We start from the raw sequence: 23698 nt of genomic DNA, 5'->3' as shown, positions 1-23698 counted from the left end.
AAAGTCAGTGCGTCGTCGGTGAAGGCAACGCACCATTCAACGCTACGGGGCCGCTAGGCGTAGGCGTCGCATTCGCCGCCGGTGTGGCTGCAGTCTTCGCAGCAGATCCAGAGGTTGCCGCCGCGGGACCATGTCCGGTAATGGGTTGTCCTGCCAGGGGCACGCCAGCCAGGAGCGCGTTCGGCACGAGATTGCCGGATGGGCCGGTCACTGCGCCCGCCGCCGCTGACGCGGGGGCGGGCGACCCGAGAACGGCGCCATCCGAAAGTCGCAAATACACCGGGGTTCCGTTGCTGACCATGCCCAACGCGTTGGCGTTCGCGGCAAGGTTCTGCGGAGATGACAGCGTGTCAACCGCTTCGGATGCCGCCTGAAGACTGCGTTGAAGAGCTGCGTTTGCGCTGTTCAAGCCGCCGATCTGATACGCACCCTGCGAGACACCGATGCTGAGCAGGAGTTGGGTGACCACGATTGCCAGTACCGTTGCGACGGTAACGCTTGCGTAGAACAGTCGCGGTTTTGCCCGACGCCGTGCCCGACTTGAGACCGCTGCCAGATGAGTCGACCGCTCCTGCGGCGTAGCGCGACCTCCCCAGCGGCTCGGCTGCGCCGGCTGGAGCGGCTCGATCTGGGCCGTTGCATTCATGAGTTCCCCCGTACTCGTTCGGCTGCGCGCAGACGCACGGGCGTCGCCCGCGGATTCGCCGCCTTTTCACTGTCGTTTGCGAGCTCGGCCCCACGCACGAGCAAACGCAATTCCGGTTGGTGTTCTGGCAACTCGACCGGTAGGCCGAGCGGTGCGCTCGATGACGAGCGCGCGTGCAAGAACTGCTTGACGATCCGGTCTTCCAATGACTGATAGGCCATCACGACGATGCGACCGTGCAGCGCCAACGCGTCCACTGCGCGCGGAAGCGCTCGCTCGAGGGAGCCCAACTCCTGGTTGACTTCGATGCGCAACGCCTGGAAGACCCTCTTGGCCGGATGCCCCGCACGCTGCACCGCGGCCGGTGTCGCCGCAGCGATCACATCGACGAGCTGTGCTGAATGCACGAACGGTTCACTCTGCCTTAGCTGCACGATGCGCCGCGCGTAACGGGCGGCCAGCTTCTCCTCGCCGTATTGGTGGAAGATGCGCCGCAGGTCCGCCTCGGAGTACTCCGCGAGGATGATCTCGGCGGTCAACTCGCCGGTGGAGTCCATCCGCATGTCCAGCGGTGCATCCTTCGAGTAGGAGAACCCGCGCTCGACGCGATCCAGCTGCAGTGAGGACACGCCGAGGTCGAACAGCACCCCCTGCACGTGCGCGATGCCCAACCCGGCCAGAGCATCGTCGATGCCGTCGAAGACCGTGTGCACGAGCCGCAACCGGCCGCCGAAGGCGGCGAGGCGCTGGCCGGCCAAATCGAGGGCCTCGGCGTCGCGGTCGAGACCGACCACCGTCAGGTGCGGAAACCGGGTAAGGAGTGCTTCGGTATGCCCGCCCATGCCGAGCGTCGCATCCACGAGCACGGCGCGATCGCCCTGGAGCGCAGGTGCGAGCAGTTCGATGCAGCGTTCGAGCAGTACGGGGGTGTGCAGGTCGCGAATCGCCATACTCGGCCGGAGTCCTTGCCCCTGATTCCTGATCCCCATCCATTCCGACCTGGCACCGGGGAAGTGTGTCAGGGCGGTGAATGGCTGGGAGTCGGGCGCCAGGCGCTAGAACAGTCCCGGGATCACCTCCTCGGTCGTGTCTGCGAATGTTGCTTCCTGCTGGGCGAGATAGGTCTCCCATGCCTCGCTGTCCCAGATCTCGGCGCGGGATCCGGCGCCGATCACAATCAACTCGCGGTCGAGCCCCGCGTAGCTGCGCAGCATCGGCGGAATCGTTACCCGGTGCTGCTTGTCCGGCGTCTCAGCGCTCGCGCCGGACAGGAACACGCGGAGGTAGTCCCTGGCCTGCTTGCTGGTCACCGGCGCCTGACGGATCTTCTCGTGCACCGATTCGAACTCGCGCTGGCTGAACACGTAGAGGCAGTGCTCCTGACCGCGTGTCATCACGATTCCGGATGCGAGCTCCTCGCGAAACTTCGCCGGCAGGATGATCCGCCCCTTTTCGTCGAGCTTGGGGGCATAGGTGCCAAGAAACATTGGCTTTCCCCCACATCTTCCGGCCAAGGTATCGGTGTTGCCCCACTTTACTCCACATCCATCCACAAATTGGGATCATTTGATCAAATCCGGACTCAACTCGGATATGAGCCCCGGAAATCAAGGGTCCTCTAAGTGGAGGAGAATGGAGCAACTGGAGCAATCTGGGTCAAGTTTCGGCCGCAGGAGTCGCACTCTCGCGCAACACGACCCGATTTTGGGCGCAAAAAAAGGGCCGATCAGATGATCGACCCTGGTGTGCCCGTGCTCAGCTGCTGCCGTCTTGCCGCTTGTCCCACCGTTCGTTCAGCTTGTCCATGAACCCCTGATTGTCGCGGCCCTTTTCGGCTGCAGCCGTCGCATTCGGCGACTCGTCGGGTTCTCCTGCTCTGTGCCGCGGCGGTGCGATCGCCATCAAAACACCACCGAGCATAATCACGAAGCCGAGAATACCGACAAGTGCGATCTGAACGAGGACGCCAACGACCAGGCAGGCGATCCCGACAACGGTGATCAGAATACCGAGCACAATCGACCGGTAGGCCGGTTTACCCCGTCGACCACCGACAGTCGCGACGAAATCCGCGTCGTTGTGATAGAGGCTGCGCTCCATCTCTTCGAGGAGGCGCTGCTCGTGCTCCGAAAGCGGCATCCCAATCCCCCTCTTTTCGGGTTCAATGCGTTACGTACATCTCATTCTAGCCGCGTCCGCGCGGCTAGGCTAGGCGCGTGGCTGAAAGCAATCGACTCGCCGAACTCGTGCAAGCTCGAATCGATCGATTCCTTGACGAACGCACCTCTATTCTCACCTCGATCAGCGACGATCTCCTGCCATTCTGCGAGTTCTCCCGGCAGTTTCTCAGTGGCGGAAAACGGTTCCGGGCACAATTCTGCTACCGCGGTTGGCAAAGCGTGCACGGAGCGAATGCCAGGCTCGGCACGCACGACGCTGCGATCGGCACCGCAGCCGCCTTGGAGATGTTCCACGCCGCCGCCCTGGTGCACGACGACATCATCGACAGCTCCGACACCCGCAGACGCGCACCCAGTGCGCACAAGCGTTTCGAGGCGATGCACGAAGTTCTCGGTTACGCGGGAACCGCGCACGACTTCGGTGCAGCATCCGCACTGCTCCTGGGCGACCTGCTGCTCGGCTGGAGCGACGAACTGCTCGACGAGGCGCTCGGCAGCCTCGACCGCCCGGAGCGCGCGAGCGCAGCGCGCAGCCAGTTCAACCGGATGCGCACCGAGGTGACCGCCGGGCAATACCTGGACATCCTCGAGGAACGCGCCTGGAACGCCCGGGCCGAGGACGAGCTGCTGGCTCATGCCCACAGGGTGATCATCTACAAGTCAGCCAAGTACAGCGTCGAGGCCCCACTTCTGATCGGAGCGACAATCGCCGGCGCCAGCGTGGCGCAGCGCGAGACGCTGCACGAGTTCGGCCTGCCGCTCGGCATCGCCTATCAACTCCGCGACGACCTGCTCGGCGTGTTCGGCGATGCCGAGGTCACCGGCAAGCCGAGCGGCGACGACTTGCGCGAAGGCAAACGCACCGTGCTCGTCGCCATCGCCCGCCAGAAACTACCGGGCTCGGCACGCCGCCTTGTTGACGAGCTGCTCGGAGACCCCGACCTCGACTCTGCGCAGATCGCAACGCTTCAGCGGACGATCCGAGCCAGCGGCGCGGTCGAGGATGTCGAGCGGCTCATCGAGAGCAACGCCGAGCAAGCCAATGCTTCCCTCGATGAAGCGCCGCTTGACCCTGCGGCGATCGCGCAGCTACGCACCCTGGCCCGTTCCGTCACGAACCGCGCGGCGTAGCAACCAACCGGGCCTGTTCAACCCGGCGCCAGTTCAACCCGGCGCCTGTTCAACCCGGCGCCAGTTCAGCCCGGCGCCTGTTCAACCAAGCGCTTGAGCGACGCGACGCACCTCCGCCTTGCGCCCGGCGAGCAGCGCGTCGATCGGGGCGATGCTCAGGCTGTCCTCCGCTGTGAGCAGCCAATCCATCGCATCCGCGTCGGAGAAACCCGCGTCCGCGAGCACGAACAAGGTGCCACGCAGTTCGTGCATCGGTTCGCCGTCGACGATGAAATCCGCGGGAACCTGTAGGACACCGCCGCGACGAACGGCCAACAGGTGGCGGTCCTCGATCAGCCTGTGCACTCTGCCGACACTGACGCCAAGCACTTCGACGAGGTCGGGGATGGTCAGCCAGGTTCGTTCGATCTTCTGCTCGGTCACAGCACTAGATTGCCACGAATTTCACCCTCGCCGCGCACCGCGAGAAAGTCACGGTTGCCTCAATCTCGTCACGCTGCGCGAGGCTCGTTGACTCTTGCGCCTTTCCGTGTCAGCGTGTGCCGCAGACAGCAATCGGTTGAGCCGAGTGCGAACCACTGGGGGTGTTCATGTCGCCGTTGCGGCCACCGGACCTACCCGAACCAGGCGCCGGGAGGGTTTCCGAGTCACCGGACTCGCAGGAGCAAGCAACATCGCGCTCATCAACGGCGCGGGAACCGCGGCATCTGGTCGATCCGACCCCCGTGCGCCGGGCAAGGGCCCTTCTCGCGACGGTGCCGCTGGTCGTCATCAGCACGATCGCGTTCTCGGTCGGCCTCGCCGGGCCAGCCACTGCTGCGCAGTCCCGGCGAGCCGATCGCGTGCGGCCGAATGACAGCGCGCCACGCGGCATCCGGCCGACGGTGCAACCGCGAACTGGAGAAAATGCCCCGCAGTCCTACATCGTGGTCGGCGGGGATACCGTCAGCGGCATCGCCGCACGCTACGGGCTGTCGACTGCGGGAATTCTCGCGTTGAACGGCTTGAGTTGGAAGAGCCTGATCTTTCCGGGGCAGACGTTGATCTTGACAGAAGGACAACTCCCGCCCACGCCGCACGCACAGGTCAGCACAACGCCGATCACGCGCCACACGGTCATCGCGGGCGACACCGTCAGCGGCATCGCGGAAACCTACGGGCTCAGCACCCGCACCGTGCTGACCGCGAACGGGCTCGACGAATCCAGTGTGATCTACCCGGGCGAGACACTTGCAATTCCGGATGCCGCCCCAGCCGATGCTGAACCTGTCACGGCAGCGACCCCCTCCTCCGCTGCCACAGCGGCCCCTGCCGGTTCGCCGCCGGCCGACGCGGCGTCGGCTGACGCGGCGTCGGCTGCGGATTCCGTGACGCCGTTGAGTGCCGAAATGCGCGCGAATGCCCAGACGATCATCGCCGTCGGGCGAGCCGAGGGTGTCGATGACTACGGGCTGGTGATCGCCCTTGCGGCGGCCATGCAGGAGTCCGGCCTGCGCAATGTGCAGGTCGGCGATCGAGACTCGCTCGGCCTGTTCCAACAGCGTCCGAGCACCGGCTGGGGAACCCCGGAACAGATCATGGATCCAGAGTTCGCCACGCGGTCGTTCTTCGGTGGCCGGGGCAATCCGCACCCCGGGCTGACAAAGGGTCTGCTCGATATCCCCGGTTGGTCATCGATGACGCTCGCGCAGGCGGCTCAAGCAGTCCAGCTGTCCGCGCATCCCGAGGCGTACGCACGATGGGCGGCATCCGCACGAGCGTGGCTTGCCGAACTCGGATGACCAGGCCTGCGCACCGGCGCTCACGGTGTTTTATCCGGATAGCTGCCCCATCGATCTCTAGACTCGAACGGTGAGCACCAGCCAGCCCGACCCGATGATCGGCCGCCTCATCGACGGTCGATATCAGGTGCGCTCACGGATCGCCAGAGGAGGCATGGCGACGGTGTATCTGGCCACGGATCTGCGCCTCGAACGGCGCGTGGCGATCAAGGTGATGCACGGACATCTCGCAGACGACAGCACGTTCAAGAGTCGCTTCGTGCAAGAGGCGCGCAGCGCGGCGCGGCTGGCGCACCCCAACGTTGTCAACGTGTTCGACCAGGGCCAGGACTCCGACATGGCCTACCTGGTGATGGAGTACCTTCCCGGCATCACCCTGCGTGAGCTGTTGAAGGATTACGGCAAGCTCACGCCGGAGCAGACCACAGACATCATGGAAGCGGTGCTCAGCGGGCTCGCGGCTGCCCACAAGGCAGGGATCGTGCACCGCGATCTCAAGCCGGAGAACGTGTTGCTGGCCGATGACGGGCGTATCAAGATCGGAGATTTCGGGCTGGCACGCGCGGCGTCGAACAACACGGCAAGCGGGCAGGCCCTGCTCGGCACGATCGCCTACCTCTCCCCAGAACTCGTCACCCGTGGTGTCGCCGACGCGCGCAGCGACATCTACGCGCTCGGCATCATGATGTTCGAGATGCTGACGGGTGAGCAGCCGTTTCAGGGTGAACAGCCGATGCAGATCGCCTATCAGCACGCGAACGAGTCCGTGCCCGCGCCGAGCACGAAGAACCCGGACGTGCCCCCAGAGCTCGATCAACTGGTGTTGTGGGCGACGGCGCACGACCCCGAGGACCGGCCGCGTGACGCGAAGGTCATGCTGGAGCGGCTGCTCGAGGTTGAGCGAGCCCGGCGCGGCGGCACAGAGGCCCCCGCCGGGTTGCAACCGACGATGGTGTTACCACCTGCAGCCGATTTCGCCTATCAGACCGGTGACACCCAGGTTCTCGCCGGCGTGCTCCCTCCGACGGCGCAGGTGCGACCGGAGGCATCGGCAACTGATGCTGTGGTCACGCTCGCCACGGCGGCTCGCAAACGCCGCAGCAGAGGCTGGTGGGTGTTCGCGCTCGTGCTCCTGCTGGCTGCAGCAGCCGGAGGCGGCGGTTGGTATTTCGGAGCGGGCCCCGGCGCACAGGTTGCGGTGCCGAGCGTGGCATCGCAGCCGCAGGCCGCTGCGACGGCAGCGTTGAAGCAGCTCGAGTTCACGGTGAAGGCCGATCGGGTGTACAGCCTGACCGTGGCCGCCGGCCTGGTCGTCGGCACGGACCCGGCCGCAGGAGTGCGCGCGCACAAGGGCAGCACCGTGACGCTGCACGTTTCCCAGGGTCGCAAGCCGATCACGCTCCCAGCCCTTGCCGGTCTCAGTCAGGCCGCAGCGGAAAAGGCGATCACGGATGCCGGTGCCCTGGTCGGCAAGGCCATCGACAAGCAATTCAACGCGGATGTGCCGAAGGGCACCGTGATCTCCGCTGCGAAGGCCGAAGACGACAAGGCCGACCTGTCCAAGGGAGGCGGTTATTTCGAGGGCCTGACCGTCAATCTGGCAGTTTCGCTCGGGCCGGTGCCTGATGTGTCAGGAGCATCCGTCGCCGACGCGCAAGCCAAGCTTGTGGCGGTCGGCCTCAAAACCCAACCAGGGTCGCAGTCGTACAGCGACACGGTTCCAGATGGAGCTGTGATAGAGGGTGTGCAGCAGAATGCAGGCGTCGTGCGCCCTGGAGACGTGATTCTGCTGAACACCTCGCGGGGGCCGGCACCCGTCGACGTGCCTGGCGTCGTCGGCAAGACCTGGGCAGACGCGAAGAAGGCTCTGACGGACGCCGGGTTCAAACTGTCATACTCGGCGATCGCCGACGGCGCGCCGACACTGTTCGTCGTGCAATCCACTGACCCGGCCGGAGGCGTTTCAGCCGCGAAGGGATCCACGGTGAAGGTCACATTCGCAAACCCGTTCGGCGGGTGATCCGACCGGCAAGCGACACGGCCAGCGGGCTGGGCCCGTCGGCAGCAGTGTCGGCCGGCAGGGCAGCGGTTTCGGACGACTGGTCAGTGGCGCGGGGCACCGAGCTCTTCCGCGACCAGGAACGCAAGTTCCAGGGACTGCATGTGGTTCAGTCTCGGGTCGCAGAGCGATTCGTACCGCGTGGCCAACGTCGCCTCGTCGATGTGTTCGGACCCGCCGAGGCATTCCGTGACGTCATCCCCCGTCAACTCGACATGGATGCCGCCGGGGTGCGTGCCCGCGGCACGATGTGCGTCGAAGAAGCCTTTGACCTCGTCGACCACGTCGTCGAACCGACGGGTCTTGTACCCGTTCGGAGTCGTCAGCCCGTTCCCGTGCATCGGGTCAGAGACCCAGAGTGGCAGCGCATCACTGGCCTTGATCGCCTCGAGTAGCGGCGGCAAGGCGTCGCGAATCCTGCCGGCACCCATCCGGGTGATGAATGTGAGGCGTCCTGGTTCGCGTTCGGGGTCGAGCTTGTCGATCAGTCGCAGCATGTCGTCAGCCGAGGTGGTCGGGCCGAGCTTGACGCCGATCGGGTTGCGCACCCTGGCCAGGAAGTCGACGTGGGCACCATCCAACTCACGCGTGCGCTCGCCGATCCAGATGAAGTGCGCTGAGGTGTTGTACGGCGTGCCGGTGCGGGAATCGATCCGGGTCATCGGCCGCTCGTAGTCCATGAGCAGGCCCTCGTGGCTGGCATAGAATTCGACGCGCTTGAGTTCGTCGAAGTCGGCCCCCGCCGCCTCCATGAACTTGATCGCGCGATCGATCTCCTTGGCCAGGCCCTCATATCGCTGGTTCGCCGGATTGGCCGCGAATCCGCGGTTCCAACTTTGCACCTCGCGCAAGTCCGCGAAACCACCCTGTGTGAACGCACGGATGAGGTTCAGGGTCGACGCCGCCGTGTGGTAGCCCTTGACCAGCCGTCGCGGGTCGGCCCGTCTCGACTCCGGCGTGAAGTCGTAGCCGTTGACAATGTCTCCGCGGTAGGCAGGCAGGGTCACGCCCCCGCGCGTCTCGGAGTCACTAGAGCGAGGCTTGGCGAATTGCCCCGCCATCCGCCCCATCTTGATCACGGGCATGGACGCACCGTAGGTGAGCACGATGGCCATCTGCAGGATGGTTTTGACGCGATCCCTGATCTGGTCGGCAGTCGCACCAGCGAAGGTCTCAGCACAGTCACCGCCCTGCAGCAGGAAGGCCTGGCCGCGGGCGGCCTGCGCCAGGCGCGTGCGCAACTGGTCGACCTCTCCGGCGAAGACGAGCGGTGGCAGGGTAGCGATCTCGGCGGACGCTGCGCGAACCGCTTCGTGGTCCGGCCAAGTCGGCTGCTGCTTGATCGGGAGCGTTCGCCAGTGGTCAAGCCCCGCAATCACGGTCTCGTCAGCCAGCACGACGGGCTCGTTCGGATCTACCACACGAGGAGCCTATCGTGAATGCGAAGCCTGCTTTTCCTTGACGGTGGTGGCGTACACGTCCGAATACTCTTGCCCGCCGAGCGAGTGCAGGTTGTAAACGATCTCATCCGTGATCGAGCGCAGGATGAACCGATCACTCTCCATGCCTTCGAACCGAGAGAAATCGAGTGGTTCGCCGACGATGATGCCGATCCGCCCCACTTTGGGCAGCCGTGTGCCGATCGGCATGACCTTCTCGGTGTCCACCATGACGACGGGCACGACTGGAACGCGCGCTTCGAGAATCATTCGGGCGACCCCGGTGCGCCCACGATAGAGCTTCGCATCCGGGCTTCGCGTGCCCTCTGGATAGATGCCGAGCACTTCACCGCCGGCAAGCACTCGCAGGCCGGTGTTCAATGAGGCCTCCGACGCCTTGCCGCCCGATCGATCGATCGGCAGCTGGCCCGTCGCCTTCATGAAGCTCTTTGTGAACCATCCGACGAGACCTTTTCGCGTGAAATATTCGCTCTTAGCAAGAAACGAGAGCCGGCGCTCGATCATCAGCGGCAGCACGATCGAATCGATGAATGAAAGATGGTTGCTCGCCAGGATCAGGCCGCCGTGTTTGGGGATCTTTTCGGCGCCGATCACCCACGGCCGAAAGATTGACTTGATGATCGGGCCTGCGACCAGATACTTCATGAACCAGTAGAACATCGTGGATGGCGCCCCCTCACACCGTGCGTTTCAGCTTAGGACCACAGCTGACTCCGTGGTCCTGCTCCAGCGCGTTCATCGCGTTTCAGCGTGCAGTCGGGCCAGATCTGCCGCGCCAACCACCCCGGCATTGTTGACCAGTTGCGCGATCCGGAATTCCGGTTCCGGATGATAGCCGCGCGCGGGAAGGTTCTCCAGGAATGCTGCACGAATCGGCTCTAACAGTAGTTCGCCCGCCTGCGCTACACCGCCGCCGAACACGAACAGCTGCGGATCGAGCACCGCCCCAAGGCTTGCGCACGCCTGGCCCAGTCCATCTCCGAGTTGGCGCAGAGCGGCCAGCGCTCCGGCATCGCCGGCCAGGATGAGCGCGCTGATGTCCTCCCCGGAGAGTGTGCCCGTGCGGCGTCGCGCATCCGCCAACGCCTGGCCGATGCCCCCTGCGTCTGCCAGTTCGTTCGCCATCCGCTGCAGCGCTCTGCCCGATCCGTACTGCTCGATGCAGCCGCGCGCGCCGCAGCCGCACGGCAGGCCGCCTGGCACGAGCCGCAGATGCCCCAGTTCTGCTCCAGCGCCGAAGCCTCCACGGAAAAGTGCATCGTTACTGACGATCGCCCCGCCGACCCCTGTGCCGATGGTGAGCATGACCATATCGCTGACCAGACGCCCGGCACCGAAACGGAACTCCGCCCACCCCGCGGCGTTCGCATCGTTCTCTACGACGACCGGGATATTCAGTCGCGCCTCGAGTTTGTCCCGGAACGGCTCATTGCGCCAGGCGATGTTCGGTGCGTAGTAGACGATCGACTGAGCGGCATCGATGAAACCGGCAGCAGCGACGCCGGCCGCAGCAACTTCTGCGCCGACAGAAAGATCGGCGACCATCGACACCACAACCTCGACGATCCGCTGCGGCTGGTCTGCACCCGTCGGAGTCGGCCTGCGATCCTCGCGCACAATCACGCCGAGCTCATCAACGAGCGCTCCTGCAATCTTCGTGCCGCCGATGTCGATTCCGATCGCGTGCGTCACCGATTGCCTTTCCATACGAGCGTTTGGGTCGCGCCCGAGGCAGAAGACCTCTCAGGCGCACCAACTAGAGTGTAGTTAACCAGTTAGCCGAAGGCTATGTGGCCATCGGGAAGCCCCGGAAGACCGAAACCGCCGCACAGCCGCACCGGTATCAAAGGAGTTACCGTGGAACAGTTCGACGCACCCGCGCTTGTCGCTGCAGACCCCGAAGCGAACATCACCGATCTGCTGGTCGATCGGGTTGCGCTGACACCGGATGCCGCCTTGTTCTCCGTGCCGACCGGCGACGGCTGGCGCAACGTGTCGAGCGCGGAGTTCCTCCGTCAGGTTCGCGCCCTCGCCAAGGGCCTGATCGCAGCAGGAATCGAACCCGGCGACAAGATCGGGCTGATGTGCCGCACCCGCTATGAGTGGACGCTGATCGACTTCGCGGTGCTGTTCGCCGGTGCGATCCTGGTGCCGGTGTACGAAACCAGTTCGCCGACGCAGGTGCAATGGAACCTGACGGACTCCGGCGCGAGCGCTCTGATCGTCGAAACGCCGGAGCATTTCGCCCGGTTCGACGAGGTCCACCCCGACCTCCCGCTGATTGAGAAGGTCTGGCAGATCGACCTGGGCGACCTTGACAAGCTTGCCACATCCGGAAGCGCCGTCGAGGACGCCGAAGTGGAACGTCGCCGCAACCTGGCCAGGGCCGATGATATCGCGACGCTGATCTACACGTCCGGGTCAACCGGTCGACCGCGCGGCTGCGTGCTGACCCACGCCAACTTCGTCGAACTCTCCCGCAACTCTGCCGTTGCGCTGAAAGAGGTCCTCGAGGATCCGAACGGGGCTTCAACACTGCTGTTCATCACAACAGCACACGTCTTTGCACGGTTCATTTCGATTCTGTGCGTGCACGCCGGTGTTCGTGTCGGCCATCAGCCGGACACCCGTCAGCTGCTGCCGGCACTGGCATCATTCAAACCGACCTTCCTGCTCGCCGTGCCGCGCGTCTTCGAAAAGGTCTACAACTCGGCGGAGGCGAAAGCGGATGCCGGCGGCAAGGGCGCGATCTTCCGCAAGGCGGCGGCGACAGCCGTTGCCTACTCGCAGGCCGGCGCGGCCGGCTCTGTTCCGCTGGGCCTCAAACTGAAATACCTGCTGTACAACACGCTCGTCTACGGCAAGCTCCGTGCTGCGATGGGCGGCAACGTGAAGTACGCAGTGTCCGGCTCTGCTCCGCTTGGTGCTCACCTCGGGCACTTCTTCCACAGCTTGGGCATCGTGATTCTCGAGGGCTACGGACTCACAGAGACCACGGCGCCTGCGACGGTGAACCTCGCTACTCGTTCGAAAATCGGCACCGTCGGCCCCGCACTGCCTGGCGTATCGTTGCGCGTGGCCGACGACGGCGAAATCTCTGTCAAGGGGATCAACGTCTTCAAGGAGTATTGGAACAACCCTGAGGCGACGGCTGCCGCTCTCAAGGACGGGTGGTTCCTCACCGGCGACTTGGGCAGTTTCGACTCAGATGGTTTTCTCACAATCACCGGGCGCAAGAAGGAGATCATCGTCACAGCCGGCGGCAAGAACGTTTCACCGGCCGCGCTCGAAGACCCGATCCGGGCGAACTCGCTGGTCAGCCAAGTGATCGTCGTCGGAGACAAGAAACCGTTCATCGCCGCGCTCATCACCCTCGACGCGGAGATGCTCCCGGCGTGGCTGTCAAACAAGGGGCTGGACCCGCAGATGAGCATCTCGACTGCCGCGACCCACCCCGCGGTTCTCGAAGAATTGCAGAACGCGGTCGACCTCGCGAACTCCCGAGTGTCGCGCGCGGAATCGATCCGCAAGTTCGTGGTGCTCCCCGTTGAGCTCAGCGAGGACAGCGGGCACCTGACGCCGAAACTGAGCATCAAGCGGCAGGTGATCTTGGACGACTACGCGGACACCATCGAGAACCTGTACAACGCTGCGCCGGCCACTGAGGGCATCTCGCTCCACCACTAGGTGGCCGTGCGACAACAACTGACTGCGGCTTAGAACCAGGAACTCTCCCGCACCTGTTTCATCGCTTCACGCCGGTTCGGCTTGTCAAGGCGATCAAGGTAGAGCAGCCCGTCAAGATGATCCGTCTCATGTTGCAGGGCCTGCGCCAGAACACCGCTGCCCGCAACCTCGAGCTCGTTGCCGTCGAGGTCGATCCCGCGCGCTCGGGCCTGCGGGTATCGCAAAGTCGGAAACCAGAGCCCGGGAACCGACAGGCAACCCTCGTCCATCAGCTCTTGCTCGCCGCTCAATTCGATGAGTGTGGGGTTTAGAAGATACCCGATCTCGCCGTCGACGTTGTAGCTGAACGCACGGAGGTTCACTCCGATCTGCGCCGCCGCGACACCGGCCCGGCCTGGCGGTCGCACACTGTCGATGAGGTCGTCGACGAGAGCGCGAACCCGCTCGTCAATGACGCCGATCGGGTCGGAAACGGTCTTCAGGACCGGGTCGCCGAACAAGCGGATCTGACGTTCGGTCACAGCACCTCCTGCGTCTTCACAGCGCCTCCTCGGCCTTCAGCAGGGCATTTTCCACGACCTCTGTCGCGGCCGGATGCGGCCAGAACTGGCCTCGAGCAAGGCCGCGCACGCTGCGCTCCTCGCTCGCTGCCTGGATCAGCGGCTGGAGCAGAATGCTCGCCTCCGGTCCAATGATGTGCGCCCCGAGAAGACGCCCGCTGGCGCGATCGACAACGAGCTTGCAGAAACTCGTTGTGTCCTCGAGCGCCCAACCGTACGCGGTCGTGCGGTATTCCTGGCTGACGGCTACAACATCCGCCCCGCCCGCGCGGGCCTCCCGCTCGGTCGCACCGAAGTGCGCGATCTGCGGTCGGCTGAAAACCGCTGCTGGCACGGGCCCAGGTCGCCCACCCGTCAGGTCGGACGGATGCGCGAGGTTATGCTGCACGACCCGCGCTTCATGGTTCGCCACGTGTTTGAGTTGCCACGGCGAACTGACGTCGCCTAGTGCGAAGACACCGTCAACCGGAAACCCGCCTGTGAGGACCCGCTGCTGCGCGTCCACCGCGATGCGGCCGTCTGGGTGCAGATCGAAGCCAACGGATGCCGCAGCGAGCGTGTCACTGTTCGGCACGCGTCCGAGTGCGACGAGCACGCGCTCTGTTTCCAGCTGTACCCCGGAACTCGTGGTGACACACAGCTTGTCGCCGATCCGGTCGATCGCTTCGACCGTCTCGCCCGTGCGAAGCGTCCACCGTTCTCGGGCCAATTCGGTGTAGCGGTCGGCTATCTCATCGTCCAGATGCGTCAGCATCCGTTCTGAGCGGGTCACGACAGTGACGTCGACTCCGAACGAACCGAAGACGTGTGCGAATTCCGCAGCAACGGCTCCCCCGCCGATGATCACCAGTGACTCGGGCAGCGACTCGATGCGCATGATCGTGTCTGAATCCGTGATCGCGTCATCCGGCTCGTACGCCGCGTTCAGCACGCGCGGACGCGAACCCGCCGCGACAACGATGCGCGGTGCCCGAATCCGTTCCCCGCTCGCGCTGACCAGCGTGTGCCGATCCTGGAATCCGAACGATTCCCTGAAGACGGTGACGTTTGGCGACTTCACGTCCCGATAGCGGAAACCGGCGTTGGAGATCTTGTCGGTTTTCGCAAATACGCGATCGCGGATCGCTGGCCAGTCGACCGGGTCGATTGTCGCACTGACACCGATGTCCCCACCGTCCACTGCATCAGTGATGACATCAGCGACACGCACGAACATCTTGGTCGGAATGCAACCCGCATTCAGGCAGGTCCCTCCGAACCAGCGGCCGTCGTCGATCAATGCGACGGACCAGTCGTCGAACTCCGGGCCGATCAACGAATTGCCGGATCCGGCGCCGATCACGATCAGGTCGAAGTCGCGAACGGCCTCAGCCTGCTCCGCCTCTGCAGACTGCATGGCTGTTCACACCTCCAGTGGTGTGACGACGACCAGGAGGTCGCCGGCGTCGACTTGTTGGGTTTTGGGGATGGCGAGCCGTTCGATCATGCCTGCGATCGGGGAGGTGATCGCTGCTTCCATCTTCATGGCCTCGATGGATGCGACGGGTTTGCCGGCCAGGACGGTGTCTCCGACCGCGACCTGGAGTGTGACGACGCCGGAGAACGGGGCGGGCACGTGCCCGGGTTTGGCGGTGTCTGCCTTCTCGGCGGCTTTGGTTTGGATCTGGATGGAGCGGTCGCGCACGAACACGGGCCGTAACTGCCCGTTCAGGGTCGTCATCACGGTGCGCATGCCCTTGTCGTCTGCTTCGCCGATGGCCTCCAATCCGACGTAGAGGCGCACACCCTTTTCGATCTCGATGACGTGTTCCGTGCCCGGATTCAACCCGTACAAGTAGTCGACGGTGTCCACGACGGAGAGGTCGCCGAACAGTTCCCGGATCTGCTCGAACTGCCGGGTCGGCGCGGGGAACAGCAACCGGTTCAACGTCGTGCGGCGGGTGGCGCTGTCACCGGCCAGGCCGGCGCGTTCCTCCGCGGTGATGTCGGTCACGCCGATCCGCACGGTTCGCCCGGCGAGCACCTTGCTGCGGAACGGTTCCGGCCAGCCGCCGGGCAGGTCGCCCAGTTCCCCAGCCATGAACCCGACGACCGAGTCCGGCACGTCATAGTTGCCGGGGTTCTCGGCGAAGTCGGTCGGGTCCGCGTGCACGGCGGCAAGATACAACGCCAAGTCGCCGACGACCTTGGACGACGGGGTGACCTTCGGGATGCGGCCCAGGATCGCGTTCGCTGCCGCGTACATGTCCTCGATCAGTTCGAAGTTCTCCGCCAACCCCAACGCTGTGGCCTGCTGGCGCAAGTTGGACAGCTGCCCGCCGGGAATCTCGTGCTTGTACACGCGACCGGTCGGACCGGGCAGACCGGACTCGAACGGCCGGTACATGGTGCGCACCGCCTCCCAATACGGTTCCAGATCGGTCACAGCCGCAAGCGAGAGGCCGGTATCGCGTTCGGTGTGTTCCAGCGCCGCCACCAGGGCGGATGCCGAGGGCTGGCTGGTCGTGCCCGCCATCGGCGCGGACGCCACGTCCACCGCGTCGGCACCCGCCCGCGACGCTGCGAGCAGGGTCGCCAGCTGGCCGCCGGCCGTGTCGTGGGTGTGCACATGCACGGGCAGGTCGAATCGTTCCCGGAACGCCGCCACGAGTTTCTCGGCCGCGGCAGGCCGCAGCAGCCCGGCCATGTCCTTGATCGCCAGGATGTGCGCACCGGACTGAACGATCTGCTCCGCCAGGTGCAGGTAATAGTCAAGCGTGTAGAGATTCTCCGCCGGGTCCGTCAGATCCCCGGTGTAACACACGGCAACCTCCGCCACGGCACTTCCCGTCGCCAGCACGGCATCGATCGCCGGACGCATCTGTTCCACATCGTTCAACGCATCGAAAATTCGGAAGATATCCACACCGGTCGCCGCAGCCTCGCCGACGAACGCATCCGTCACCGCCGTCGGATACGGGGTGTAACCGACGGTGTTACGGCCACGCAACAACATCTGGATCGCCACGTTCGGCAAGCCCTCACGCAGGGACGCCAACCGCGCCCACGGGTCCTCACCAAGAAACCGCAACGCAACATCGTAGGTCGCACCACCCCACGCCTCCACCGACAACAACTGCGGTGTCAACCGGGCAACATACGGGGCCGCCGCCAACAGGTCCTTCGTGCGCACCCGCGTCGCCAACAACGACTGATGCGCGTCCCGGAACGTGGTCTCCGTGACGGCCAACGCGCTCTGCGCCCGCAACGCCGCCGCGAACCCGACCGGGCCCAACTCAAGCAACCGCTGCCTGGAACCCGCAGGTGCCGGAACACTCAGATCAACAGCAGGCAACTTCTGCGCCGGCTCGATCATGATCGGCCGCGCACCATTCGGCTGGTTCACCGTCACATCCGCCAACCACGCCAACACCTTCGTACCGCGATCCTTGGAGACCCGGCCACGCACCAACTGCGGACGCTCCTCTATGAACGACGTCGACAGGTCCCCTGCAATGAACGAGGGATCCTCCAACACCGCCTGCAGGAACGAAATGTTCGTCGACACTCCTCGGATGCGAAACTCCGCCAAGCCCCGCCGCGCGCGCGCCACCGCCGCCGGGAAATCCCGACCACGACACGTCATCTTCGCCAGCATCGAATCGAAATGCGCACTGATCTGCGCCCCAGGATTGATCGTGCCGCCATCCAAACGGATGCCGGCGCCACCCGGCGACCGATACGTCGTGATCTTGCCGGTATCCGGCCTGAACCCCGCCGTCGGATCCTCCGTCGTGATCCGGCACTGCAGCGCGGCACCCCGCAGGTGTACGCTCTCCTGACTCAGCCCCAATTCGGCCAGGCTCGAACCCGAAGCGATCAGCATCTGCGACTGCACCAAGTCCACATCGGTGACCTCCTCCGTCACCGTGTGCTCGACCTGAATGCGCGGATTCATCTCGATGAAAACATGCTGACCGGCCCGCTCCCCCACCGTGTCGACCAAAAACTCCACCGTACCGGCATTCACGTACCCGATCGATTTCGCAAACGCAACAGCATCCCGATACAACGACTGCCGGATCTCATCAGACAGATTCGGCGCCGGCGCGATCTCCACAACCTTCTGATGCCGCCGCTGCACAGAACAATCACGCTCGAACAGGTGGATCGTGTTGCCCTGCCCATCCGCAAGAATCTGCACCTCGATATGCCTCGGCCGCAACACCGCCTGCTCCAAGAACATCGTCGGATCCCCGAACGCACTGTCCGCCTCGCGCATCGCCTCGGCCAGCGCGCCGCGCAACTGCGATTTCTCGTCGACGCGACGCATCCCACGACCGCCACCGCCTGCAACCGCCTTAGCGAACAGCGGGAACCCGATGCCCTCCGCCTGCGCGATCAATTCGTCGATATCCCTCGACGGCGCCGTCGAGGCCAGCACCGGCACACCCGCGGCAACCGCGTGCTCCTTCGCCGTGACCTTGTTGCCGGCCATCTCCAAAACGTGCGCACCCGGACCGATGAACGCGATGCCCGCAGCGCGAGCCGCCTCCGCCAATTCCGGGTTCTCCGACAAGAACCCGTAACCGGGATAGATCGCGTCCGCACCCGACTCCCTGGCCACCCGAATGATCTCGGACACATCCAAATAAGCGCGCACCGGATGCCCCGGCTCACCGATCTGATACGCCTCATCGGCCTTCAGCCGATGCAACGAACTCCGGTCCTCAAACGGGAAAACCGCGACCGTGGCCGCCCCCAACTCATACGCCGCGCGAAACGCACGAATAGCAATCTCACCGCGGTTGGCAACGAGGATCTTACGGAACATGAAAACCTTTCGGGCAGGGTGCAAGGCACACAGGCAACGGTTAGGTTCTCTAAGACTAGTGAAGGTAACGTAGGTGCTTGTGCATGTACTCAGCGTCAGCTCCCTCAAAGGCGGTGTCGGAAAGACAACCGTGACGCTCGGGCTCGCCTCGGCAGCGTTCGCGAAGGGCTTGCGAACATTGGTCGTCGATCTCGACCCGCAATCCGACGTCTCAACCGGGATGGACATCTCTGTCGCGGGCCACCTCAATGTGGCCGATGTGCTGGCATCTCCGAAGGAGAAGATCGTGCGCGCCGCGATCGCTCCGAGCGGCTGGACCAAGGGTCGTGCCGGCACGATCGACGTGATGATCGGCAGCCCGTCCGCCATCAACTTCGACGGCCCACACCCGAGCATCCGTGACATCTGGAAGCTGGAGGAGGCGCTTGCCACAGTCGAGGCCGACTACGACCTGGTGCTGATCGACTGCGCCCCGTCGCTTAACGCCCTCACCCGCACCGCCTGGGCGGCGAGTGACCGGGTGACCGTCGTCACAGAACCGGGTTTGTTCTCGGTTGCGGCTGCCGATCGGGCGCTGCGGGCCATCGAAGAGATCCGGCGCGGGCTCTCCCCCCGACTTCAGCCGCTCGGCATCATCGTGAATCGCGCCCGGGTTCAGTCGTTGGAGCACCAGTTCCGCATCAAGGAGCTCCGCGACATGTTCGGCCCGCTGGTGCTCAGCCCGCAGTTGCCCGAGCGCACATCCCTTCAGCAGGCTCAAGGAGCGGCGAAACCGTTGCACATCTGGCCCGGCGAGAGTGCGCAGGAGATGGCGCACAACTTCGATGTCTTGCTCGAGCGCGTGCTACGCACGGCACGGATCGGCGAATTCGCCGACACCCCGGAGCCGGTCTAGCAGCTTTCTTTCCAGAGTAATCGGTGGTCGAGTAGCCCGCGAGCTTTCGGTCCCTGAGCGTAGCCGAAGGGCGAGCAGGCGTATCGAGACCGACCGCCGACGTAGCGCTCAGGAGATTTTGCGCGCCGTGCGCCGAGCGGCCAGTTCGTCCTGCGGATCGACGACGTGAGTATCCAATTCCACGAGGCTCGTCTCGACTTCGCGAAGCACTTTGCCGACCGCGATCCCGAACACGCCTTGACCGCGGCTGACGAGGTCGATCACCTCATCGTTCGATGTGCACAGGTACACGCTGGCGCCGTCACTCATCAACGTCGTCTGTGCGAGGTCGTTGACCCCGGACTCACGCAACTGATTGACGGCCGTGCGGATCTGCTGCAGCGAAATCCCGGTGTCGAGTAGGCGCTTCACCAACTTCAGGACCAGAATGTCGCGAAAACCGTAGAGTCGTTGCGAGCCGGAACCCGCAGCACCCCGAACAGTCGGTTCGACGAGTCCGGTGCGCGCCCAATAGTCGAGTTGGCGATAGCTGATACCGGTCGCCCGTGCGGCGACGGCGCCGCGGTAGCCGCTGGTGTCGTCCATTTCCGGCATACCGTCGGTGAAAAGCAGTCCTTGATCGTAACGAGAACGCTCATTCGGACTGAGTTCACTCATTCGCTTGCCTCTCACCCCGAGTCTTACAACGCCGATCGAATCGCGTTGAGTCAAAGGTACCCATGCTCGCGGTACCGGGCAATGACATTCGGTGGATCGACCTCGGCGTGTCGGAACAGGTCATGGTAAGAGCCGCCCGAGTGCCGAGCGGATGAGGCTGGAACGCACGACTTCCAGTTGCTCTGCAATCTCGCGAGCGAGCTCGGCAGCCTGCGCACGGCTGGACGCGTCCTTGCGGCGTGCCACCGGCATCAAGGCACTCTCGATCAGACCGAGCTCGCGTTCGGCTGACGCACGGAAGCCGCGAAGGTGGCGCGGTTCGATTCCGCAGCGTTGCAATTCGACCATGGCACGCAACACTCCGAGGGCGTCCTCGCCGTAGATTTCCGCAGGTACGATCAGGGCGGCGGAGATGGCATCCTGCAACAGCATCGGCGACGCGCCGGCCTCGCGCACCAGGTCGGCGCGTTTGAAGCGCCGACCGGTTGACAGCATGGACGGCACGCGCGGTTTACCCGAGCCGGGCATGATCGGGCTCAACCCTGCGTCGATGTCGGCGAGATAGGTTTTGATGACCTTGAGCGGCAGGTAACGATCACGCTGCATGGTCAGAATGACGCTCAGCCGTTCGAGGTCGTCCGCGCAGAACTTGCGATATCCGGAAGGGGTGCGGGCCGGCGTCACCAGGCCCCGCTCCTCCAGGAAGCGTAATTTCGACGGAGTCAGATCGGGAAATTCCGGAGTGAGTCGCGCAAGAACCTGGCCGATACTGAGCAGCGCCGCCGGCCCCGCAGCGCGTGCCTCGGCGGATTGGCGAGACACTATTTCGACGCCGCAGCGCCCAGATCAGCACGGGAAGAATAGAACGTCAGGCGGAACTTGCCCACCTGCACCTCGGTACCGTCAGTGAGCAGAGCACTCTCGATTCGCACACCGTCGAAGTAGGTTCCGTTCAGCGATCCGAGGTCTTTGACCTCGAATGCGCTGCCGTGGCGCGTGAACTCCGCATGCCGCCTCGAGACGGTGACATCGTCGAGGAAAATATCCGCATCCGGATGCCGCCCCGCCATCGTCACGTCGGCGTCGAGCAGAAAGCGGGCACCCGCGTTGGGTCCCCTCCGCACGACCAGCAACGCCGATCCGGAGGGCAGTGCCGCTATCGCGTCCTGCTCCTCCTGTGTGATTCCGGCACCATCGGCGTTCATCGCCGAAGCGAACTCCTCACCGAAACGTGCGGTTGTGTCCTCATTCCCCCGGGACGAATCGCGCAGGGGGTTGGTCTCCTCAGCCACCATCAACCTCCTTGACCTCAAGCGTATCGGATCGAGGGCCCCGCGGTGCGGCCGAGCTTCGAACAACACGCGCGGTTTCAATGATGTAGACGATGCCGGCCCACCAATACAGGAATGCACCCCATAATGCCAGCGCCCAGCCCAGAGGGGCGGACACCCCAATCACACCAGGAAACGCCTCACCGAGCAGCAGCAACGGCAGCGCGAACAGCAGACAGAAGGTTGCGACTTTTCCCAGCCGATGCACGGGCAGCGGCCCGTAGCCGAAGTTCGCAAGGATGATGCCGAGCACCGTCAGCATGATGTCTCTCGAGACGACGACTGCCACCAGCCACCATGGAATGAGTTCACGCCAGGCGAGACCGATCAACGTCGCGAAGATATACAGCCTGTCGGCAGCCGGATCCAAGAGTTGCCCTAGGCGAGACACCTGATTGAGCTTGCGAGCCAGATACCCATCGAAGAAGTCCGTAGCACTGGAAACCACAAGCGTGATCAATGCGAGCGTGTCCTGACCGATAACGATCAAGGCGATGAAAACAGGCACAAGCGCAAGCCGAAAGAAGCTGAGGAGGTTGGGCACAGTCAGCACCCGCGAACTGACCGCTCCGGTGTCTGTCACGGTGACCGATTCTAGCGGCCAGAACGTGACGGCGGCAGCGCTTGGCGCGTCTGAAGCAAATCCGCAAACATCGACCGGGGAACATCGCCCGGAATACAATGCCGCTGTGGAAGCCCTGACCGTTTGCGTGTGGATTGTTGCACTTGCCTGCCTCGCCACCTGGGTCTTGTCTGTTCTGACACACGAACACTCCTGGGTCGACAGAGTCTGGTCTGTAATGCCGGTGATCTACCTGTGGGTCTTTGCGATCGGCGGCGGCATGGCGAACCCTCGAGGATTGCTGATGGCGGGCCTCGCGACGGCGTGGGGTGCTCGGCTCACGTTCAATTTCGCTCGAAAAGGCGGCTACCGTCGCGGCGGCGAGGACTACAGATGGGTGGCACTGCGCAGCCGGATGCACCCGCTCGTCTTCGCCGCATTCAACCTGTTCTTCATCTCGATCTACCAGAACCTGCTGCTCTTTCTCATCACTTTGCCCGCTCTCACCGCATTGCAGCACCCGACCGGGCTGGGCGTGCTCGACGTCGTCGCGGGTGTCGCATTCATCGCGTTCCTGATCGGCGAGACGATTGCAGATCAGCAGCAGTGGAAATTCCAGAGCTGGAAGGCTGCAGAAATCGCGGCAGGTCGTTCGCCGAGACCTCGGTTTCTGCAAAGTGGACTGTTCCGTTACTCGCGGCATCCGAATTTCTTCTGCGAGATCGCGCAATGGTGGATCATCTTCGCATTCGGCGCGATCGCCGCCGGATCAGTTCTGCAGTGGACGGCGCTCGGCGCAATGCTGCTGACCGTGCTATTCATCGGTTCGACAATCTTCACCGAGCGGATTTCTCGCTCCCGCTATCCGGAATACGCCGCATACCAGCAAACGACCTCGCCGATCATCCCGTGGAGGCCGCGAGTGTCGAGCGTGGCGGCGCGCGAGGCCGGGCTACCCTGAGCTCATGTCGTGCATCAGATTCAACACGCCGGCTCAGCGCGAGGCCATGCGTCGTGCCGCCCCATCGATGCTGTCCCCGCAGGAGGTGGCCGCGCTGCACCCATCGCCGCCAGTGACGGCCAGCAAGATCCGGCGCCTTCGGGTGCTTGCCACGAACACGAACCCGAAGATTCGCGAGAGCGTCGCCAGTAGTTACAACACGCCGGTCGATCTGTTCGAAACACTCGCGAACGACCCGGATGACGGCGTGCGCGCCTGCGTTGCGCGCAATGAGGCAGCACCGTGCGATGTACTGAGAGCGCTTGCCACAGACGATTCCGAAGTCGTGCGCGGGTGGGTCGCGATCAACTATTTTGTGCCGGCGGATGCGATGGAACGCCTCGCACAGGACGACAGCCCGACCGTGCGCGGATTGGTCGGCTGGAAGAGCCGGCTGGCGCACGCATAGGCGAGCCCTTCACGCGGCGAGAACCCGCAGGACTTCGGCACGAAGGCCGGGCCAGGCCACGGCGAAGCCCGGATGCAGCGGTAACTCCGCAACGTCGCCAAGCGCGACCCAGCGAAGCTCCAGGCTTTCCGCGTCGCCGATGACCGCGTCGAAGTCGCGAACCGTGCGAGCGACCACCGTGGTGTAGCTCCACCAGCCCAAGTCGAGAACGGATGTGAAGAGCACTCGCACAGCATCGCGCGGCACGCCCGCTTCTTCATCGGCTTCCCGCAGCGCACCGTCGATCGCGCTCTCCCCCTCGTGCCTGGCACCGCCGGGAAGCCCCCACGTGCCGCCGAAGTGCGACCACTCCGCGCGATGCTGCAGCAACACTCCGCGCCGCTCGCTCACCGCAAGCAGCCCCGCGGCGCCGAACGTGCCCCAGAAACGACGACCGCCCGGGCCGGAGACCCACGCATCGCCACTGCCGTGCGGTCGACGAGGCAGATCAGGTGTGCTCACACATCCAAGCATTCCACGTTCGTCGT

23 protein-coding genes are annotated in these 23698 nt (G+C 64.3%); 7 read left to right on the top strand and 16 right to left on the bottom strand.

What is annotated here, in order from left to right:
- Positions 1-4: 4 nt before the first annotated feature.
- The 4 genes from QU604_RS09975 to QU604_RS09960 all read right to left on the bottom strand — a co-directional run bounded on the left by QU604_RS09975 (position 5) and on the right by QU604_RS09960 (position 2785).
- Complete coding sequence (locus tag QU604_RS09975; RefSeq protein ID WP_308468651.1) at positions 5-646, bottom strand: cell division protein FtsL; 642 nt, start codon at positions 644-646, stop codon at positions 5-7.
- Positions 643-1596, bottom strand: a complete 954-nt coding sequence (rsmH, locus tag QU604_RS09970; protein ID WP_308468650.1) for a 16S rRNA (cytosine(1402)-N(4))-methyltransferase RsmH — start codon at positions 1594-1596, stop codon at positions 643-645. The genes QU604_RS09975 and rsmH overlap by 4 nt, the downstream gene beginning before the upstream one ends.
- Before the next feature lie 105 nt (positions 1597-1701).
- The gene (gene mraZ / locus QU604_RS09965; RefSeq protein WP_308468649.1) at positions 1702-2133 is read right to left on the bottom strand and encodes a division/cell wall cluster transcriptional repressor MraZ; all 432 of its coding nucleotides are present in this window, start codon (positions 2131-2133) and stop codon (positions 1702-1704) included.
- Between the two features lie 268 nt (positions 2134-2401).
- Positions 2402-2785, bottom strand: a complete 384-nt coding sequence (locus QU604_RS09960; RefSeq protein ID WP_308468648.1) for an SCO2097 family morphological protein — start codon at positions 2783-2785, stop codon at positions 2402-2404.
- 77 nt (positions 2786-2862) lie between these two features.
- Between QU604_RS09960 and QU604_RS09955 the strand changes: the two genes are divergently transcribed.
- A complete protein-coding gene (locus tag QU604_RS09955; protein WP_308468647.1) occupies positions 2863-3957 on the top strand; it encodes a polyprenyl synthetase family protein in 1095 nt (364 codons plus the stop codon).
- A gap of 81 nt (positions 3958-4038) precedes the next feature.
- On the opposite strand, the gene QU604_RS09950 is transcribed toward QU604_RS09955, so the two are convergent.
- Positions 4039-4380: an Rv2175c family DNA-binding protein gene (locus QU604_RS09950; protein ID WP_308468646.1), complete on the bottom strand. Its 342-nt coding sequence runs from the start codon at positions 4378-4380 to the stop codon at positions 4039-4041.
- 302 nt (positions 4381-4682) lie between these two features.
- Between QU604_RS09950 and QU604_RS09945 the strand changes: the two genes are divergently transcribed.
- Both QU604_RS09945 and pknB read left to right on the top strand, forming a co-directional pair.
- Positions 4683-5738 carry a lytic transglycosylase gene (locus QU604_RS09945; protein WP_308468645.1) on the top strand — a complete coding sequence of 352 codons (1056 nt, stop codon included), beginning with the start codon at positions 4683-4685 and terminating at the stop codon, positions 5736-5738.
- A 70-nt stretch (positions 5739-5808) separates the two neighbouring features.
- Positions 5809-7758: a Stk1 family PASTA domain-containing Ser/Thr kinase gene (gene pknB / locus QU604_RS09940; protein WP_308468644.1), complete on the top strand. Its 1950-nt coding sequence runs from the start codon at positions 5809-5811 to the stop codon at positions 7756-7758.
- An 83-nt stretch (positions 7759-7841) separates the two neighbouring features.
- Here the strand turns inward: pknB and QU604_RS09935 are convergent, their stop codons facing one another.
- The 3 genes from QU604_RS09935 to QU604_RS09925 form a co-directional block, all read right to left on the bottom strand.
- On the bottom strand, positions 7842-9218 hold the full coding sequence (locus QU604_RS09935) for a class II 3-deoxy-7-phosphoheptulonate synthase (protein WP_409350016.1): 1377 nt from the start codon (positions 9216-9218) through the stop codon (positions 7842-7844).
- Between the two features lie 9 nt (positions 9219-9227).
- On the bottom strand, positions 9228-9917 hold the full coding sequence (locus QU604_RS09930; protein WP_308468643.1) for a lysophospholipid acyltransferase family protein: 690 nt from the start codon (positions 9915-9917) through the stop codon (positions 9228-9230).
- A gap of 75 nt (positions 9918-9992) precedes the next feature.
- Positions 9993-10949 carry an ROK family glucokinase gene (locus QU604_RS09925; RefSeq protein ID WP_308468642.1) on the bottom strand — a complete coding sequence of 319 codons (957 nt, stop codon included), beginning with the start codon at positions 10947-10949 and terminating at the stop codon, positions 9993-9995.
- Positions 10950-11114: 165 nt separating this feature from the next.
- On the opposite strand from QU604_RS09925, the gene QU604_RS09920 reads away from it, so the two are divergent.
- Positions 11115-12944, top strand: coding sequence for an AMP-dependent synthetase/ligase (locus QU604_RS09920; RefSeq protein ID WP_308468641.1), 1830 nt, complete (start codon positions 11115-11117; stop codon positions 12942-12944).
- A gap of 29 nt (positions 12945-12973) precedes the next feature.
- Here QU604_RS09920 and def read toward each other — a convergent pair whose 3' ends face one another.
- From def to QU604_RS09905, 3 genes are read right to left on the bottom strand one after another with little or no spacing between them, the layout of a single operon-like run.
- On the bottom strand, positions 12974-13465 hold the full coding sequence (def, locus tag QU604_RS09915; protein ID WP_308468640.1) for a peptide deformylase: 492 nt from the start codon (positions 13463-13465) through the stop codon (positions 12974-12976).
- 16 nt (positions 13466-13481) lie between these two features.
- Entirely contained in the window at positions 13482-14900 is a 1419-nt protein-coding gene (locus tag QU604_RS09910; protein WP_308468639.1) for a mycothione reductase, read from the bottom strand.
- Between the two features lie 6 nt (positions 14901-14906).
- Positions 14907-18317: a pyruvate carboxylase gene (locus tag QU604_RS09905; RefSeq protein ID WP_308468638.1), complete on the bottom strand. Its 3411-nt coding sequence runs from the start codon at positions 18315-18317 to the stop codon at positions 14907-14909.
- A gap of 79 nt (positions 18318-18396) precedes the next feature.
- Between QU604_RS09905 and QU604_RS09900 the strand changes: the two genes are divergently transcribed.
- Entirely contained in the window at positions 18397-19212 is an 816-nt protein-coding gene (locus tag QU604_RS09900; RefSeq protein WP_308468892.1) for a ParA family protein, read from the top strand.
- Positions 19213-19320: 108 nt separating this feature from the next.
- Here the strand turns inward: QU604_RS09900 and QU604_RS09895 are convergent, their stop codons facing one another.
- From QU604_RS09895 to QU604_RS09880, 4 genes are all read right to left on the bottom strand, one after another.
- Positions 19321-19869, bottom strand: coding sequence for a MerR family transcriptional regulator (locus tag QU604_RS09895; protein ID WP_308468637.1), 549 nt, complete (start codon positions 19867-19869; stop codon positions 19321-19323).
- A gap of 120 nt (positions 19870-19989) precedes the next feature.
- The gene (gene ftsR / locus QU604_RS09890) at positions 19990-20691 is read right to left on the bottom strand and encodes a transcriptional regulator FtsR (protein WP_308468636.1); all 702 of its coding nucleotides are present in this window, start codon (positions 20689-20691) and stop codon (positions 19990-19992) included.
- On the bottom strand, positions 20691-21164 hold the full coding sequence (locus QU604_RS09885; protein ID WP_308468635.1) for an FHA domain-containing protein: 474 nt from the start codon (positions 21162-21164) through the stop codon (positions 20691-20693). Before QU604_RS09885 ends, ftsR begins: the two co-directional genes overlap by 1 nt.
- Positions 21154-21783 (bottom strand): CDP-alcohol phosphatidyltransferase family protein, encoded by a 630-nt coding sequence (locus QU604_RS09880; protein ID WP_308468634.1) that lies wholly within the window; start codon positions 21781-21783, stop codon positions 21154-21156. Before QU604_RS09880 ends, QU604_RS09885 begins: the two co-directional genes overlap by 11 nt.
- A gap of 106 nt (positions 21784-21889) precedes the next feature.
- Here QU604_RS09880 and QU604_RS09875 point away from each other — a divergent pair, with 106 nt between their 5' ends.
- Complete coding sequence (locus tag QU604_RS09875; protein ID WP_308468633.1) at positions 21890-22723, top strand: DUF1295 domain-containing protein; 834 nt, start codon at positions 21890-21892, stop codon at positions 22721-22723.
- Between the two features lie 4 nt (positions 22724-22727).
- Entirely contained in the window at positions 22728-23171 is a 444-nt protein-coding gene (locus QU604_RS09870; protein ID WP_308468632.1) for a hypothetical protein, read from the top strand.
- Between the two features lie 9 nt (positions 23172-23180).
- On the opposite strand, the gene QU604_RS09865 is transcribed toward QU604_RS09870, so the two are convergent.
- The gene (locus tag QU604_RS09865; protein WP_308468631.1) at positions 23181-23672 is read right to left on the bottom strand and encodes an NUDIX domain-containing protein; all 492 of its coding nucleotides are present in this window, start codon (positions 23670-23672) and stop codon (positions 23181-23183) included.
- Positions 23673-23698 lie beyond the last annotated feature (26 nt).

This window comes from Rathayibacter sp. SW19 (assembly GCF_030866825.1).
Taxonomy (GTDB): Bacteria; Actinomycetota; Actinomycetes; order Actinomycetales; family Microbacteriaceae; genus Rathayibacter_A; species Rathayibacter_A soli.
This window is presented reverse-complemented; position numbering and strand designations above follow the sequence as displayed.

Bases quoted from the DNA above. Each gene is read 5' to 3' on its own strand.
- QU604_RS09975 (WP_308468651.1), bottom strand. From the start codon at position 646: ATGAATGCAACGGCCCAGATCGAGCCGCTCCAGCCGGCGCAGCCGAGC.
- rsmH (WP_308468650.1), bottom strand. From the start codon at position 1,596: ATGGCGATTCGCGACCTGCACACCCCCGTACTGCTCGAACGCTGCATC.
- mraZ (WP_308468649.1), bottom strand. From the start codon at position 2,133: ATGTTTCTTGGCACCTATGCCCCCAAGCTCGACGAAAAGGGGCGGATC.
- QU604_RS09960 (WP_308468648.1), bottom strand. From the start codon at position 2,785: ATGCCGCTTTCGGAGCACGAGCAGCGCCTCCTCGAAGAGATGGAGCGC.
- QU604_RS09930 (WP_308468643.1), bottom strand. From the start codon at position 9,917: ATGTTCTACTGGTTCATGAAGTATCTGGTCGCAGGCCCGATCATCAAG.
- QU604_RS09910 (WP_308468639.1), bottom strand. From the start codon at position 14,900: ATGCAGTCTGCAGAGGCGGAGCAGGCTGAGGCCGTTCGCGACTTCGAC.
- QU604_RS09905 (WP_308468638.1), bottom strand. From the start codon at position 18,317: ATGTTCCGTAAGATCCTCGTTGCCAACCGCGGTGAGATTGCTATTCGT.
- QU604_RS09895 (WP_308468637.1), bottom strand. From the start codon at position 19,869: ATGAGTGAACTCAGTCCGAATGAGCGTTCTCGTTACGATCAAGGACTG.
- QU604_RS09885 (WP_308468635.1), bottom strand. From the start codon at position 21,164: ATGGTGGCTGAGGAGACCAACCCCCTGCGCGATTCGTCCCGGGGGAAT.
- QU604_RS09870 (WP_308468632.1), top strand. From the start codon at position 22,728: ATGTCGTGCATCAGATTCAACACGCCGGCTCAGCGCGAGGCCATGCGT.